The organism is Paraburkholderia sp., assembly GCF_050742655.1.
Taxonomy (GTDB): Bacteria; Pseudomonadota; Gammaproteobacteria; order Burkholderiales; family Burkholderiaceae; genus Paraburkholderia.
This window is the reverse complement of the sequence record NZ_JBOIGG010000001.1, coordinates 179,225-194,942: the sequence shown is the minus strand read 5'-3', so window position 1 is coordinate 194,942 and position 15,718 is coordinate 179,225. Positions and strand designations below refer to the sequence as shown.

Below are 15,718 nucleotides of genomic sequence, written 5' to 3'. Positions count from 1 at the left end.
GGTTGATGCCTAATCGCCAGACCGGACGGGACCGCCGCGCGAATGGCGGCCCGCACACCTGCCCGCTGGAGGAATGCTCATGCAGAGCGCGTTGCACGCCCGCTCGAAACTGCCCGATGTCGGCACGACGATCTTCACTGTGATCGGCCAGTTGGCGGCCGAACACGATGCGTTGAATCTCTCGCAAGGGGCGCCGAATTTCGCGCCCGACCCGGAACTCGTTGAAGGCGTCGCGCGTGCGATGCGCGCGGGGCACAACCAGTACGCGCCGATGGCCGGCATCGGCGAACTGCGCGAGGCGCTCGCGCAGAAAATGGAAACGCTATACGGCGCGCGCTACGATCCGGCCGACGAAGTCACCGTGATCGCGAGCGCGAGCGAAGGTCTGTATTCGACGATTAGCGCACTCGTGCATCCCGGCGATGAAGTGATCTACTTCGAGCCGTCGTTCGACAGCTATGCGCCGATCGTCCGCCTGCAAGGTGCGACGCCGGTTGCGATCAAGCTGTCGTCGGAGGGCTTTCGCGTCGACTGGGACGAGGTCGCCGCGAAGATCACGCCGAAGACGCGGATGATCATCGTCAACTCGCCGCACAACCCAACGGCCACCGTATTCGATGCCGCCGACATCGAACGGCTGAACGCACTCACACGCGACACCGACATCGTGATCCTGTCCGACGAGGTGTACGAGCACGTCGTGTTCGACGGCGCGCTGCATCAGAGCGTCGCGCGGCATCGCGAACTCGTGCAGCGCAGCGTGATCGTGTCGTCGTTCGGCAAGTCGCATCACGTGACGGGCTGGCGTGTTGGCTATTGCGTCGCGCCCGCCGAGCTGATGAACGAGATCCGCAAGGTGCACCAGTTCATGGTGTTCGCCGCCGACACGCCGATGCAGTACGCGTTCGTCGAGGCGCTCGCGCGGCCCGAAAGCTATCTCGGCCTCGCCGCGTTCTATCAGAAGAAGCGCGATCTGCTCGCCGACGCGTTGCGCGATTCGCGGTTCGAGCTATTGCCGAGCGCAGGCAGCTTTTTCCTGCTCGCGCGCTTCCGTCATTTCTCCGATGAGCGCGACAGCGACTTCGTGCTGCGGCTGATCCGCGACGCACGGGTCGCGACGATTCCGCTGTCCGCGTTCTATACCGACGGCACGGATGCCGGCGTGATCCGGTTGAGCTTTTCGAAAGACGACGCGACGCTGATCGAAGGCGCGCGCCGGCTGTGTTCGATCTGACGGATTCAACGCATTCAAACGAAGGCAAACGAAGGCAAACAAAGGGGAAGGGAGCGGTGATGAAAACATTCAGGTACCTGCTGACGGCGTTCGCGTCGGTGTCGATCGCAACGACGCTACCGTTGTCGGCACTCGCCACCGAACCATCGGTGTTGCGCTTCGGGCTTGAAGCGCAGTATCCGCCGTTCGAATCGAAGGCCGCGAACGGCGAACTGCAGGGCTTCGACATCGACGTCGGCAATGCGGTGTGCGCGACCGCGCATCTGACGTGCAAATGGGTGGAGACGTCGTTCGACGGTCTGATTCCCGCGTTGCAGGGCCGCAAGTTCGACGCGATCAACTCGGCGATGAACGCGACCGAGCAGCGTCGTCAGGCGATCGACTTCACGCGCGTGATCTATCGCGTGCCGACGCAGCTGATCGCGCGCAGCACCAGCGGTCTGCTGCCGACGGCCGCGTCGTTGAAGGGCAAGCGGGTCGGCGTATTGCAGGCGTCGATTCAGGAGACGTTTGCGAAGGCGCATTGGGAAAACGCCGGCGTGACCGTCGTGCCGTATCAGGACCAGAATCAGGTCTACGCGGATCTCGTGGCGGGCCGTCTCGACGCGACGCTCGTGCTTGCGCCGGCCGGACAGACCGGCTTCCTGTCGCGTCCCGACAGCAAGGGTTTCGGGTTCGTCGGCGAGCCGGTGCGCGACGACCGGATTCTCGGCAGCGGCGTTGCGTTCGGTATCCGCAAGGGCGACACGGCACTGCGCGAGCGGCTGGATGCGGCGATCGCGAAAATTCAGAGCGACGGCACCGTGAAGACGCTCGCACAGAAGTACTTCGGCAACATCGACGTGTCGGTGAAGTAAGACGCGGGCTGCATCAGCCTGCGTGTATCGGGGTGACAGGCGTCGCGGTGTCGCCGAACAGCGTATCGACGCCGTCGCTGGAGATGCGTTTCGCGAGCCCATTGAGGTCGACGTCTCCGGGCTTGCCGATCAGCGCATAGCCGAGTTCGGCCCGACGCCACGTGACGACGTTCATGCTGGCGACGCGCGCTTCGGCGACGCCCGCATCGGGCTTCGCTTCCTTCATCACGCACAGCGCGACCGGCGCGCCCTGCTCCGGCAGATAGACGATCTGCACCAGCGCCTTGTCACCGAAACGCAGCCGCTGCACGCGCTTGAACGTGAGGCCAGCCGCGCGCAGATCAGGGATGCTGACCGCAAGGCCATCCTGGTCGCGAATCTGCTGGAGCGTCTTCTCTGACAGATCGGTGTTCGCGTCGACGTTGTCGAGCGTTTCGCGCGAATAGAGCTGCTGATAGCCGGCGGCGGCCGCGATCCACGGGCGCGTGTTCGCGGACGCCGCGGAGAAGCCGCCGCTGAATCCTGACGCTACGCCGGGCGCGAACCGGAGCGCGGCGCCGCATATGAATGCGCCCGCGACGAACGCGACCGCGAGCCACGCCGGCGCGACCCGTAGTCGCGACCGGATTGGCGCGGCGGGCGCGACGCCCGGTTCAGCCGGCACGACGGGATCGTTGGCACCCGATTGAGCCGCACTGTTTTTCTGCGCGGTCTCGTGGGCGAGTGCTTCGATCTGTGCGGCGAGGCGCGACGGCACCGGCGGCAGCTTCTGCTGCGCGAAGGCCTCGCGGTACGGCAGTCGCGATGCCCGCAGCAGTGCGACCTGCTCCGCGATGTCCGGCGACGTGCTCACAGCGCGCTCGATCTCGTCGCGCGCGTGCTCCGGCAATTCGCCGTTCACGTAGGCCAGCAGCTGGATGTCGTCCGGTTTCATGGCTCTGCGCCGTTTCCCTGTGCAGATGGAATCATTGTTTATCGATGGTCTAATCGACGTGCTGCTCGATGCTATTGCTTATGGACCGCATGCCGTTGCTGCGGTTCACCGCATTCCCCGATCCGGTTCAAACGTCCGGCGATAGCAGTGCGGCAGTATCCGCCAGCGCGCTCGCGGCGCCGTCCGCGATCTGCCTGCCGATCGATTCGAGATCGATCCCGTCCGGCTTGCCGATCAGCGCATAACCCAGTTGCCCCTGCCGCCACGTGACGACGTGCATCGCGTTGACCATGCGCGTCGCGACGCCCGCATCGGGCTTCGGTTCGCGCAGCACGCACAGCGCGACCGGCAGTCCCTTCTGCGGCAGATAGACGATCTGCACCAGCGGCTTGTTGTTGAAGTTCAGACGCTGAACCGCCTTGAGTTGCAGCCCCATGCGGCTCAGGTCCGGCACGTGCAGATCAAGGTGATCTTTGGCGCGGATGTCGTCGAGCGTGGCGGCGAGGTCCTTCGCGTCGACCTGTGCATACGCGACGGTATCGCGCGTATAGAGCTGCTGGTAACCCACCGCGGCCGTGACCCATGGGGACATGCCGGTCGCACTGGTTGCGTTGGTCGTGCCATTCTGCGCGAGTGCACCCGTTGCCGACATGCCCGTGCCGACGAGCGGCCCCGTGCGTAGCAGCAGCCCGATGCAAAGCGCGCCCGCTATGCAGGCGGCCGCGAGCCATACGGGCATCGCGCGCGGGGCCGTACGCAGGGATGAAAGCAGCCCTGCGGTCGTGCGTTGCGGCGCCGCGCCGGCATTCGCGCCGGCCTCGTCGGTGCGATGCTTCGCGATCAGCGCATCGACGCCGCGCGCGAGCGACGGCGGTACCGGTGGCAGCGATTGCGCTGCGAAGGCCGCACGATAGTCGACCCGCGACGCGCGCAACATGCCCACGAGTTCGGCCGCCTCCGCCGAACCGGCGACGAGCGCTTTCACTTCGGCGTGCTGCTTCGGCTGCAGTTCGCCGTCGACATAGGCCATCAGCAAGGTTTCGTCGACTGTCATGCGATCGAGTCCTTGCGTCTGGCCGGCGCGGGCGTCGCATCGCCGCGCGCGGCGAACCGCGCGCCGATCGCCTGGCGTGCACGCGACAGGCGACTCATCACCGTGCCGATCGGGACCTCGAGCGCGTCGGCGGCTTCCTGATAGCTGAGTCCTTCCACTGCGACGAGCAGCATCACGACGCGCTGCGCTTCGGGCAGACGTTCGACGGCCTCGATGATCTGCCCGTTCATCAATTGCGTTTCCGGCGTCTCGCCGGTGGGGTCGGCGACGTTCTCGAGGAAGTCGTCGTCCCAGTCCATGCTCGACCGCTTACGCACGCTGCGCGCGCGCAATTCATTGATCCACGTGGTGTGGACGATCGAAAACATCCAGCTGAGCGGCGCCGTGCCAGGCTGCAGCTGATGAGCGCGTTCGAGCGCTCTCACACAGGCGCGCTGCACCAGGTCTTCCGCATCGTGCTGGTCGCCGGCGATGCGCAGCGCGAACGCCCACAGCCGCGGCAGCATATCGGGAAGCAGGCCTGGCAAGTCTGCAGCGGTCATCGACGTGTCTCTCGCCTGTGGTGGGTGTGCAAGTACCTCGCGGTCGCTGCGCACGCAAACAGGGTGTTGCCGGCACGACGCGGATGTTGAAGTGTACCGTGAGACAAACGTTTTCGCGTGCAACGCAACTAGGCCCGCCGGGTCGTTCATCGAAGTGTCATGAGCCGGGAGGGCATCCGCTTCTAGCGGGCCCTCCCGGCGCGCAGCAGGAGCTTTCATGATGCAGACAAAACGCTGTCGAATGCCTGATTGCCGCGTGTTACTGAGAGGTGAATGACGACAATCAAGGCGTCACGTCGATGCGGCCGTACACGCCCGTCGTTGGCGTCGGGCCGGCGGCGAAGAACAACGTGTTGAGCGGCTGGTTCGCGAAGTTGTTGCCGAACGACAGACCCCAGATGCCGGGCTGACGGAACGTCGAACCGTCGGTGCTGGTCAGCGCACCCTGGAACTTGCCGCTGTTCGGATCGAAGACGTCGACCGTGCCATCGCCGAAGTTGCCGACGAGCAGATCGTTGCTCGCCGCACCGAAGTTGGCGGGCGCGATCACGAGACCCCACGGCGAATTCAGCGTGCCCGCGGTGGCGATGCGTTTCACGAAGTTGCCGGCCGTATCGAATGCATCGACTACGCCGTTGCCCGCGCCGTTCATCTGCGTGTGTCCGTCCGGACCGAGCAGCGCATAGCTGACGTACACCACGTTGCCGATCGCCGCTATGCCAAACGGCGAGAGTCCCGTGGGCAGCGCCGGATCGACGAACTTGCCGGCGAGCTGCACCTTCGTGAACGTCCGGTCGAACACGTCGACTTTCTTGTTGTGGAAGTCGGCTGCGTAGAGCAGATTGGCGCCCGCGTTCGTGCCGATCGCGAGACCCTTGTAGACCGCTCCGCCTGCGCCGTCGTCGAAGGCGTTGACGGCCTGCGTCGGCAATACTTTCGGCGACCATGCGGCGATCGTGCCCGCGTCGGTGGCCCACAGGAAGACCGCGTTCGCAGCAGCACCGCCGTTCGCGCTGATCTGGAAGTCGGTGCTCTTGTTGAACACGATGCCGGTCGGACCCGCGGCCTGGCCGGCGGCATTCGGCGGAATCGTCACGACGAGCGACTGCACGACACCGTTGCCGTCATAGAGCGTGGACTTTTTCGTGTTGTTGTCCGACACCCACATCACGCCCGTCGGATTGAATGCGATGCCCCAGCCGTTCTTCAGATTCGGGTCGATGTTCGGCGCGGTCGCGCTGCCGTCGGACACGAGCGTCGTTGCCTTGAACTGCGGCGGGATGGTCGGCGTCGCGGTGACATCGTTGTTGCTGCCGCCGCATGCGGCGAGCGTCGCGGCGGTCAGACCGGACAGGGTGGCAAGCACGGCACGGTGATGCAGTTTCATAATGGATTCCTGATTAATGGATGAGTTCGTCCCCGCCTCGCGACGACATCGTCGGGAAGCGAATGCATGGAATGGGCTGCAACGGCGGCGGCGCTTGCGAGCGTTGTCGTGCACCGCCCGGCCGTCGTGATCAGAACGCGTGGCGTTGTGCTTTATTCCGTGTCTGCGATGCATTTCGTCGCGATGTGCGGCGATGGAATAGGCGATGTGCGTCAGGTGTTGTGTAGAGACGGCTTCGCCGAGGCTGTGCTTTGTTACTTTTTCAGGGTGAGCGTCATGTCTACGAGATGTGTATTGAGGTCGGGCTTTGCGGGTGTTGTGGGTATCGCCGTTGTGTCTATGTTGAGCGCCTGTGCCGTGGCGCCGGGCGGCACCGCGCCGGCTGTGTCGATCGATCCGCCCGCGCCGACGACGCGCGTGCTGTCCACGCACGCATCGGGCGTGCAGATCTATTCATGCGAGTACGACGCACAGCATCGTTTGGGATGGGTGTTCAGGAGCCCGCAGGCGACGCTGTACGACGCGAGCGGACACGCGGCGATTCACCATTTCGCGGGACCGTCATGGGAAGCGGAGGACGGTAGCCGTATCGTCGGGCACGTGCTCGCGCAGCGGCCGGGTGGAACGAAAGCGAGCGTGCCGGAACTGCTGCTCGAAACGCATCTCGTGTCGGGTAGCGGCCTGCTTTCCGATGTGCGGTATGTGCAACGTGTGAATACCGTTGGCGGTCTCGCGCCGCAGGCGGCGTGTACGACGGAGCATCAGGCGGGGAGCACGCCGTATCTCGCGGAGTATGTGTTTTATCGGTAAGCCCGTGGGCGCGCCGGTTACGGTGCCGGCCAATCGAAAACGAGCCGGCCAGGCCGGGTGGATATGTCTTATCTCGAAGACCATCTTCATTGTGTCGCGCGCGACAAGGCAAGCAGGCAGCAGGCCCTGGACGCGTGTGTCGAGCGTGCAGAGCGGTGCGAGAGGGGGACGGTCACAAGCGGGCTGTCATGGGCGTGTACCACGAGTAGTTGGTCGTGGTGACGGTGCCCTGTGCAATTCAATCCTGTCTAACCCGCCCAGAAATGAAAAATGGCTTAGCGTACGCTAAGCCATTTCAAATTCTTTGGTGGGGCGTGACAGATTCGAACTGTCGACCTACGGATTAAGAGTCCCGTTTTCTGGGGCATTTACTGGCATTGATCGGCATTGTAAAAGCACCGCAAACCGTTTGTGGAAAAGGGTTTCGCCAGTTTCGTGAAATGGGGATCAATGTTGTACAATTGAAAGAAATTAACCCGATCTGCTTACGCAGCAGTTACACGACGATGGCCAGAATCAATTTCACCGCAGGGCGCGTTCGCGACTTCTCCTGCCCGCTTGATACGAAACAAACGTTCTTATGGGACGCCGGGGTACCCGGCCTCGGACTGCGCGCGACAGCGGGCAGCGTGTCGTACATCTTTCAGGGGCGTATTGCGGGGAGTACTGTGCGGACGACGATCGGCGACGCCCGCGCATGGGATATCGATGGAGCGCGGCAGAAAGCCCGCGAATTGCAGAAACTCATCGATGAAGGCAAGGACCCGCGTATCGAAAAAGCCGCTGCGCTCGCTTCGGCCGAGGCCGCGCGGGTGGAAACCGGACGCAGACAATCGACGCTCGGTGAAGCCTGGACGGCGTATGTGAATGCCCACCGCCAGCGGTGGAGTCCGCGCCATACGAAAGATCACGAGAAAGTCGCACACCGGGGCGGGGAGATACGCAAACGTAGCAGCAAGCTGACCGTGCCGGGTGTGCTCGCAGGTTTGCTCGATACGCCGCTGTTCGCGTTGACCGCCGATGTAATCGCACAATGGCTCAGGCGTGAAGCGGAGGTACGGGGTACACAGACGGCGCTCGCATTCCGGTTGCTGCGTGCCTGCCTGAACTGGTGTGCGGAGCAGGTGGAGTTTGCCGGTCTGGTGCCAGAGCATGCTTGCGCGGCCCGGGCGGTACGCCAGACGGTGCCTAAAAAGCGCGCGAAGACCGATTGCCTGCAACGCGAGCAACTGCACCTCTGGTTTGCGGCGACGCGGCGTGTCGGGAATCCCGTGGTTGCGGCATATCTGCAAGCGCTGCTGCTGACCGGCGCGCGCCGGGAAGAGCTGGCGGGTGTGCGGTGGGACGATGTGGATTTCCGCTGGCAGGGCATGACCATTCGCGACAAGGTCGAGGGCGCGCGCACGATTCCGCTGACGCCGTATGTGTCGGCGCTGCTCAAAGCATTACCTCGCGTGAATGAATGGGTATTCAGCAGCGCAAAGGCTGTTTCCGGGCGCTTGCAAGAGCCGACCAAGGCGCATGGCGGAGTGTTGCGGCAGGCGGGCGTCGAAACGCTGACCCTGCACGGTCTGCGCCGCTCGTTTGGCACGCTCTCGGAATGGGTCGAATGTCCGGCTGGCGTGGTCGCGCAGATCATGGGACACAAGCCGAGCGCGACGGCGGAAAAGCATTACCGGCAACGGCCGCTCGATCTGCTGCGTATGTGGCACGAAAAAATCGAGGGATGGATGCTCAACGAGGCCGGCCTTTCCCTTGCACACGTCGGCGGGGCGGACCGGGAGAATGGACATGTCTGATAACCATGGTCACACCGATGAGCAACTGCGGGAGGACATAAAGCAGTTACTCGAAGGCCACATGTCCCTCGCGACGCTCGCCCGTCACATGGCGTATGACTCGGTGAACCGTCCGAAGCGGGCGTTGACAGTTCAGGAGGACTGCATCTATTACAGCACGTTCCGGCAGTTCATCCGTCAGGCAAAGTCTGCAATCCGCTCTGGCGTGATCACCGTGCGCGAGCCTTACATGATGATGCCGGTAGAAGCGCGGCACCTGCGCGCGTGGCTTGATACTGACGAGACCCTGCGACAGATTGAAGACATGGTTGATACGCGGCTGGTCTTTGCCGTTGACGAGGCTCGCGCATGGCTGGCCTCGATCGGTGCGCGTGTGCCGGGTGTCCTGGCTGTGAGCGCGCTGCGCCGACAGTCCAGTCAGCCGTCGCCATCCGGGTCGGGTGCGAGTCCGTCCGCGCAGAAAGCCGGGCAGCAAAATTCCGATGCGGAAGTGAGAAATACCCCAGCAGCGGCCGGGCACGACAGGCCTGCTCGTCCTGAGCGGCTGGCCCGCTGGCGTGAGGCAATCGTGATGAACTGGCACGGCATCGTCGCCAGGCACGGTGCGTCGGTGAGCACACACGCGATCATGCGATACCTGAAAGCGCATGACGTGACGGGCTATATTTTGCCGGGCGGTACACCGGATGAATTGTGGTGGAAAACTGAAAGCGGAGCGCAGCGTGCCGCTTCGCGCAAAACGCTCGCCAATGCCGTAAGCCAGCTGCGAGCGCAAGGGTTCCTAACGCAGTAACGATTCGCAAGGGGAGTCAAACGATCCTCTCCCCTGTACGTACTTCCAATCGCCACACTGCGCCGCGCAATCCATGTGGACAAAACATGAAATCTGGCGAAGTCGGCGACGGTGGAGTCAATGCGGGTATTTGAGAAGTGAAGCCTGCTGGCTTCCGCTGCGCTCAACCAGAGAATGTCATTGGGCTGAACCGATGCTGAAGCAGAGAATGCAGACGCGTCGACGCCCATTCGTTGAAGGTACCCAAGCGGCCGGTCAGGTTCAAACCAATCACTCCGCCAATCACGGTTCTTCGTCGACCAAGTCTTCATGGTCTCCATTCCACTCTCGGTACTCAACTAGCGCCGGCACCCGCTCAATGGCTCCCAAGGGCTCAATGCCTAGCGCATACATGCGAGCCACCAGGTCGTTGAACACTTCGTCTCTGCGCATCGACCAGGTCGAAGCAAAGCAGCGCCAAAAGACCCAGCCGGCACGCTCAAGCACACGCTGCCGATTCATATCCGCTTGCCATCGGTCGGGGCCATGGAACTCGTCGCCATCCAGCTCAATGGCAAGCCGCGCGTCGTTCGCACCTTCAACCACCATGTCGATGCGAAATGCACCCGCCTTCACCTGTGGAATGACGCGGTAGCCCCGGTTCACCAGTTCCGTGTACACCTGCCGCTCAAAGCCAGACTCGCACAGGTCGATGAGGTTTTTCTCTTCCTCGCCATGGCCCTGTTGCTCAAGTGGCATCGAGAAGTGTTGTAGCAGACCAGCGCGCAGGTCCTTGCCCGACGCAGACAGTTCCGAAAGCTTGACCGAACGCACGAGATACATACGGTCCTGGGCGCGACTCGCAGCCACGTTAAATCGTTGTTCGGACGACCGGTCCGACAGCGCGCGCGTGCCCATCGAGTCAATAACTAGCGACAGGAAGATGATGTGCCGCTCAGCGCCCTGAAACGTCCGGGCATCACCGCAGGCGAATTTGCGCCGGTACAGTTCAGCCGCGTCACAACGCTCGCGCACGAGCGTGTCGATGAACTTGCCTTGCTCTGGTCCAAGTAGCGTGACTACGCCGAGAGTGCGATTCTCGAACTGCGGGTTGGTAATAATGGCCTGTATCTCGGCCACAATCGCCTCTGCCTCCGCGCGGTTGATATCCTTCTTGTCCCGCAAGCCGTGCGGCACGTAGACGTCGACCAGGGGTGGGTCAATCCTCTGTGACATCTTGGGAATGCGCAGTGGTTGGATGAAGTCCTTGTAAAAGTGCTTGTTGCTGTACGCGATGATGGGTGGAACGCAGCGGAAGTGCTCCCGCAGCATGACCTTCTGCGCGGCGAACACCGTCGACGCGATATCGTAGAGCGACTTCTCCGGCGTCAGCACGGGTGCATACGGTTGGTCAGAGAGGAAGCGGTCCTTTAGCTCCTGGATTCGCACGGCCGAGATGAAGCTGCCATCCGGTGACACCTGACGGTCGTCCCCAACCACCAAAATTTTCTTGCCGCGCAGGACTGCCGGCAACGCCCAAAGGTCAGACTGCGACGCTTCGTCGACAATGACGAGGTCGAAAGCGCCGAGGTTGGCCGGGAGCGTCTCTGACACCTTGGCGTGACTCATCACCCAGCACGGTACGGCATCCTGCGCGTCGTGCATTGCCTTCTGCGCGTCGCGCCGGTGCCGGACAGCATTGGGACCGGTGCCGGCACCGATGCGGCGAATTGCCGTGCGGTATGTCTCCAGTGCGGACAGCACCTTGGGCGTCGCATTCATCTTGGTCGAGAGCCACGCCGACTTCGAGACCAGGCTGGAGTACAGTCGCGAAAGGCCCGCCTCAACGTCACGGCGCTGCGCCGCGAGTTCAAGCAGTTCCTGCCGGGCCTCGATGTTTTCCAGATAATTGCGCACGCGCGCCCAGTTCCACGCTTCGCGCCAGTTCGCCGGCCAAGTGATATCTTCACCAGCAGCCAGCACCGCGACGGTGCGCAGACGCGCGGCAAGACGCATTGCGCCAGCTGTCTCAATCTTTTTGCTGAGCGTGCGGACCACTTCCAGCTCGTTGACGAGTCCTTCAATGCGTCGCAGTTCTGCAACCAGCTCGGCATAATCGGCCGCCGCTTTCTCGGTCAATAGCGTTGGCTCACCCAGGCGGTTCTCCACAAAATCGCGCAGCCGCTCCGCGACCGGACCGCGGATACCCGCGAGCTTCTCGCGTAGGATGCTCAGGTTTGTCATCGCATGCGCCAGTTCGACCCTGCTCAAGTGCTGGCGCAGGTACTCGCGAACGCGCGAAAGCTCCTTCGAGCCACCTCGTAGGTCGTCCACAGGCGGTTCCGCAAACACATTGTCGGCAGCCGCAGTGAGATGGACGTCGTGGTTGGTCGCGAAAGCATGCGCGTTGCGAGCGGCGATGGTCACCCGCTCAATTTGACGCAACTGTGCGACGCTCGGCGTGAGCCTCGGGACCGCCAAGGCATCGGCAAACTCGTTCCAGCGCGCGCAGAAGGATGCGACCTTTTCGTGCAGGTTCACGTACGAGAGCACATGCTGCCAGTCCGCCGCGTTCTTCGGCTCGACCTCCGCGATACGAATGGCTGCCACCATCTCCTTGGCATCGCCTGCACCCATTACGAACATGCCGAAGGCCTTTCCGGTCTTTGCGGCGCGCTCCAGTGCCACTTTCACCTTCGGCGAGCCAAGCGCGGCCTCGTCGATTTTGACCGGACGCTGCATAAACGCCGAGCGCGCCGCCATCAGCTGGTCGGATTCCCCCAAAAGCGCTTCCAGCGCTATGCGTTCAGTCGCGTGGTCGGCGCGGCGGCATTTGCGCCGCAGGTCAAACGGCCATGTCTCTTCCGCCTCTTCAATCTTGAGGGCAAGTGTGACGGCCGCGTCGACTTTGAGCAGCATGTCACGCGCTTGCTCGTAGACGTCGTCGGTTGTTGCCCTCAACGAAATGAGTGTGCCTTTCGCCTCAGCTTCCTTGAGGCTTGCAATGTTCACCATGACCGTATGCAGCCGGCGGACATCATCCACGGTCAGCAGCGCTGCACTCGATGGCAGATGGGACGAAACATATCCGATGTCCGAGCCGAGGTTACGCCGCGCCTGGCGCAAGGCACTGACTTCCTCGGCGACCAGAGGCGGCGAGTTCTCGGGAGAAAGCGAGAGCGAATCGTCAAACCAGGAGAACGTCTTCTCGCCTTCGATGAGGAGTTCGGCCATCTTCTGGGCACGCATGACGACGCCGTCCACCTCCACGTCCGATAGTTGTGTCATCGCAATTTCATCGATGCGGCGGTCGATGCGCTGCATGGTGGTATGCGCGCGGTCGATGGCGGAGAAGTCTGCCTGAATCTGGGTGGCGACAACTTCCGGGTTCATCTGACTGACCGAGTGGATAATTGCCTCGATACTGGCCTGAAACTGCTGCATGCCTTGCCGGTCACCGGAAAGCAGCGCCACGGTCAGCGGTCGGACTTCCTCGGGAATCTTCTCCTGAAGCAGTTCGAGGGCTTTCTCACCCTTCGACGTCACGAGAATCTTTTTCCCGTTCGCCAGGTAGTGGCAGATGATATTCGCGATGGTGTGCGTCTTGCCGGTGCCGGGCGGCCCTTGCACCGCCACGCCGTCGGAGCGCTCGAGTTGCTCGACAATGGTGACTTGCTCGTGGTTGTAGGGCAACGGGAAAAACAGTTCTCGGGTCTTGCCCGAGCCACGGGATGGCGTACCGGCGAGGCCGCGGAACGAGATGGCCTCATAGCAGATTTTCTCGTCGGCGGGCGGTGTGACTAGTGCGAGCGGGCCATTCGGAATCTCGGCGCCTTCTTTCAGGCGCGCCTTTAGCCGCTCGATGTCTTCGTGCAGGACGTTGTTCGACCGGGGCCTCGAATGGAGCACCCACAGGTCCGTTACGAGCAGCGACGTACCGGCAGGAGGCAGCCCCACCTGACCCTCGATGTATTTGCCGTTGCGGTCGATGTTGCCCGCAATACTTCTCAGGGCATGTTGGTAGCTACCCGGGTCGAACGGATTGGGTAAGCGCTCCGCCGACCGCTCGAGTTCCTCCTTTACCGCACGCTCGACCGCGGCGGCACTTTGCAACTGACAAGCGGAAAACGCGTCGAACTCGATACGCGGGCTTACCGCGCGCGGCCGGATTTCAATGGCGAGGGTCCGGTCGTCGATGAACAGTTCGAGCGACTGCGTGAGCACGGGATATTGGTAGTCGAATTCGACCTTCTTCATTCGCTCCTCGAAGCTCATCTTCCAGGACGCGACACCGACGCCGCACACAAACTCCTGCGGCTTGGCAGTGTCCTCAAGCTCCAGTTGTTGCTTGAGCGAGAACAACTCACCGTACAGTCGGATAGCCTGCCACCGCGGCTTTTCCACTTCGGCCCACGTCTGCCAGAGTCTTGTGTATCGCTCGAGCTCTGTCTGCGCAGCCCCTTTCTCGCTGTCTGCAAGCTGCTGCGCATCCAGCTCCGGCTTGCCTTCTGCCAAGATGGCAAGACGCCGCTCGAGCGCCGCTTCATTGATACGTGGAGGCTTTCCCGCCGGGTTGGTGTCGACGAGAAGCAACTCCTTCCATTCGAGCGGAACCGCCGGCGGATTCAGGGCTTCAAGTCGCTCAACGCGAAGCCAGATGTGGTCGCCTTCGACCTTTATGTCGAGGTCTACGCCCGGCAAGCCCCGCAGGTCACCACTCGTTCGCAGGAATCCCTCGGTGCCAGAAAGCTTGAACCCCCGAGGGTCGATGTCTTTTGATTGCTCGATGACGTAGTCAAGCAGCTTGGTAAGCAAGCCGGAAGAGCTCATTTATCCCTCGAATTCGGTGCAGTTGATGCGCGGCGTCGTGACGAGCCAGAGCTTTCGACAACTATCGAGGATAAGCGTCCCGAACAGCTTCGTCTGGCTGCGGTTTTCGCATTCGGCGACTTCTAGGAGCAGGCGTCTTAGGTCCGGCCGAACGCGCATATTGATTCTCTCAGTTTTACCAGCGATTTTATGTCGCTGAGTTTCTACACAATCGCTTTTTTTGCGGCAATCGCGATTGCCATCTGAAGTGGCGGTCAGCAGTCGACTCCGCCCGACCCATCTAGTCGAGCGCAAACCGGATGGCCATCATCACTGACGCCGACCGCGCACTCATAGCCCCTTCAGGGCAACGCTTAGTCTGACCGCGGTCAGCTATTCGCGCGTCGCCCAGCTCCCGCTTCCAACAGGGTCTGATGCGACACAGCCTTCTCCAAATCGGCCAGCTTTTTCTTGACGCCTATCTTCGGGTTGATGGCAAGCGCAGCACGGTAGGCCTCCATCGCTTCGTCGAGCCTCTGCACCTTTTCCAGCAACTCGCCCTTGAGGCGATAGCCGCCCGCCAGCCATCTGTCGTCCTGCCCGAGCTGGAAAGCGGAAATCGTTGCCGCAACAACACCGAACGCGCGTTCGAGTACCTTGTCGGACCCGTCCGTCTGGACAAGTTCCCCGGCGGCTCGAATGCGCGTCCACGGGTCACCTTTGGTGAGGCGTGTGGTCATGAATTTCTTGGCGTCGAGAAACTCCCCAGTCGGAGAATACGCAAACTTTCCGAGATGGTTGATTGTTGCGAAGACGCGCTTTAGCTTCCCGTCCTCGGTTTCAAACGTGTATGCCGAGCTCCAGCCCGCAACAGGCGTGCACGAGGCCAGCACCCGTTGCTGTACGACGTCGTGTATTTCGAGGACTGAGCTGTCCTCGTTGGCCGAATTGCAGGTTTGGCTCGCAACGTACCGCCCGCATGGTGAGATACTGAAGCCGAACAGATTCGCCTTGTATATGCGCCCATACATCGGCTTTCCGGTCGTATCGAAAATGACCAGATTAGAGGAAAGCTCGGAGGCTTGCCCGGCGTCGTTCACTCCGAAAACACCCGCGTCTGAGACGTCAACAGAGAACGGGCGTTCCAGGTTGTTGACCGTGGCCACAATCCGGCCGGTTGTGTTATCGCGAAGCCGGACAGTTCTTCGTCGCTTCTGCGAAGCGTCCGGGCCGGGGTCCCAGTACCCTACAGACCAATGCTTGTTGGGCGAGTGTTGCGCCAGCCCGAAATCCACGAGGTCGTCAAACTTGGATGGAAGCCGGATAGGCTTGTGAACGGCATCAACAGGTGATTTTCTTATCGTTTTGGCGGTCGTCGCGTCAGCCACCGGCCGGGGCGCCGGCGCAGATGCGCTTCGGGATTTCAGTCCTAAAATCCCGATGAGGTGTCTTAAGAGTGCCATGCCGGGTTTTCCCGTTGGTGGTGGTCTCGAGCGGCACGTGCATTATGCGCGCAGTCC

11 protein-coding genes are annotated in these 15,718 nt (G+C 62.2%); 5 read left to right on the top strand and 6 right to left on the bottom strand.

All coding sequences use genetic code 11. From position 1 onward, the window contains the following. Positions 1–79 precede the first annotated feature (79 nt). Positions 80–1,234 (top strand): pyridoxal phosphate-dependent aminotransferase, encoded by a 1,155-nt coding sequence (locus tag ACREXZ_RS00850; RefSeq protein ID WP_431762123.1) that lies wholly within the window; start codon positions 80–82, stop codon positions 1,232–1,234. Positions 1,235–1,293: 59 nt separating this feature from the next. Then, positions 1,294–2,091, top strand: coding sequence for an ABC transporter substrate-binding protein (locus tag ACREXZ_RS00845; protein WP_431762122.1), 798 nt, complete (start codon positions 1,294–1,296; stop codon positions 2,089–2,091). A gap of 13 nt (positions 2,092–2,104) precedes the next feature. On the opposite strand, the gene ACREXZ_RS00840 is transcribed toward ACREXZ_RS00845, so the two are convergent. From ACREXZ_RS00840 to ACREXZ_RS00825, 4 genes are all read right to left on the bottom strand, one after another. Further along, complete coding sequence (locus ACREXZ_RS00840; RefSeq protein WP_431762121.1) at positions 2,105–3,025, bottom strand: anti-sigma factor family protein; 921 nt, start codon at positions 3,023–3,025, stop codon at positions 2,105–2,107. Positions 3,026–3,152: 127 nt separating this feature from the next. Beyond that, positions 3,153–4,079, bottom strand: a complete 927-nt coding sequence (locus ACREXZ_RS00835) for an anti-sigma factor family protein (protein WP_431762120.1) — start codon at positions 4,077–4,079, stop codon at positions 3,153–3,155. Next, positions 4,076–4,621: an RNA polymerase sigma factor gene (locus ACREXZ_RS00830; protein WP_431762119.1), complete on the bottom strand. Its 546-nt coding sequence runs from the start codon at positions 4,619–4,621 to the stop codon at positions 4,076–4,078. Before ACREXZ_RS00830 ends, ACREXZ_RS00835 begins: the two co-directional genes overlap by 4 nt. Positions 4,622–4,904: 283 nt before the next feature. Next, a complete protein-coding gene (locus tag ACREXZ_RS00825) occupies positions 4,905–6,008 on the bottom strand; it encodes a TIGR03118 family protein (RefSeq protein WP_431762118.1) in 1,104 nt (367 codons plus the stop codon). A gap of 276 nt (positions 6,009–6,284) precedes the next feature. On the opposite strand from ACREXZ_RS00825, the gene ACREXZ_RS00820 reads away from it, so the two are divergent. The 3 genes from ACREXZ_RS00820 to ACREXZ_RS00810 all read left to right on the top strand — a co-directional run bounded on the left by ACREXZ_RS00820 (position 6,285) and on the right by ACREXZ_RS00810 (position 9,410). Further along, positions 6,285–6,818, top strand: a complete 534-nt coding sequence (locus ACREXZ_RS00820) for a DUF3455 domain-containing protein (protein ID WP_431762117.1) — start codon at positions 6,285–6,287, stop codon at positions 6,816–6,818. Positions 6,819–7,195: 377 nt separating this feature from the next. Then, on the top strand, positions 7,196–8,617 hold the full coding sequence (locus ACREXZ_RS00815) for a tyrosine-type recombinase/integrase (RefSeq protein ID WP_431762116.1): 1,422 nt from the start codon (positions 7,196–7,198) through the stop codon (positions 8,615–8,617). Further along, complete coding sequence (locus tag ACREXZ_RS00810; RefSeq protein WP_431762115.1) at positions 8,610–9,410, top strand: hypothetical protein; 801 nt, start codon at positions 8,610–8,612, stop codon at positions 9,408–9,410. The genes ACREXZ_RS00815 and ACREXZ_RS00810 overlap by 8 nt, the downstream gene beginning before the upstream one ends. 282 nt (positions 9,411–9,692) lie before the next feature. On the opposite strand, the gene ACREXZ_RS00805 is transcribed toward ACREXZ_RS00810, so the two are convergent. Then, on the bottom strand, positions 9,693–14,219 hold the full coding sequence (locus ACREXZ_RS00805) for an AAA domain-containing protein (RefSeq protein ID WP_431762114.1): 4,527 nt from the start codon (positions 14,217–14,219) through the stop codon (positions 9,693–9,695). A gap of 368 nt (positions 14,220–14,587) precedes the next feature. Further along, the gene (locus tag ACREXZ_RS00800; protein WP_431762113.1) at positions 14,588–15,661 is read right to left on the bottom strand and encodes a tetratricopeptide repeat protein; all 1,074 of its coding nucleotides are present in this window, start codon (positions 15,659–15,661) and stop codon (positions 14,588–14,590) included. Positions 15,662–15,718: the final 57 nt, after the last annotated feature.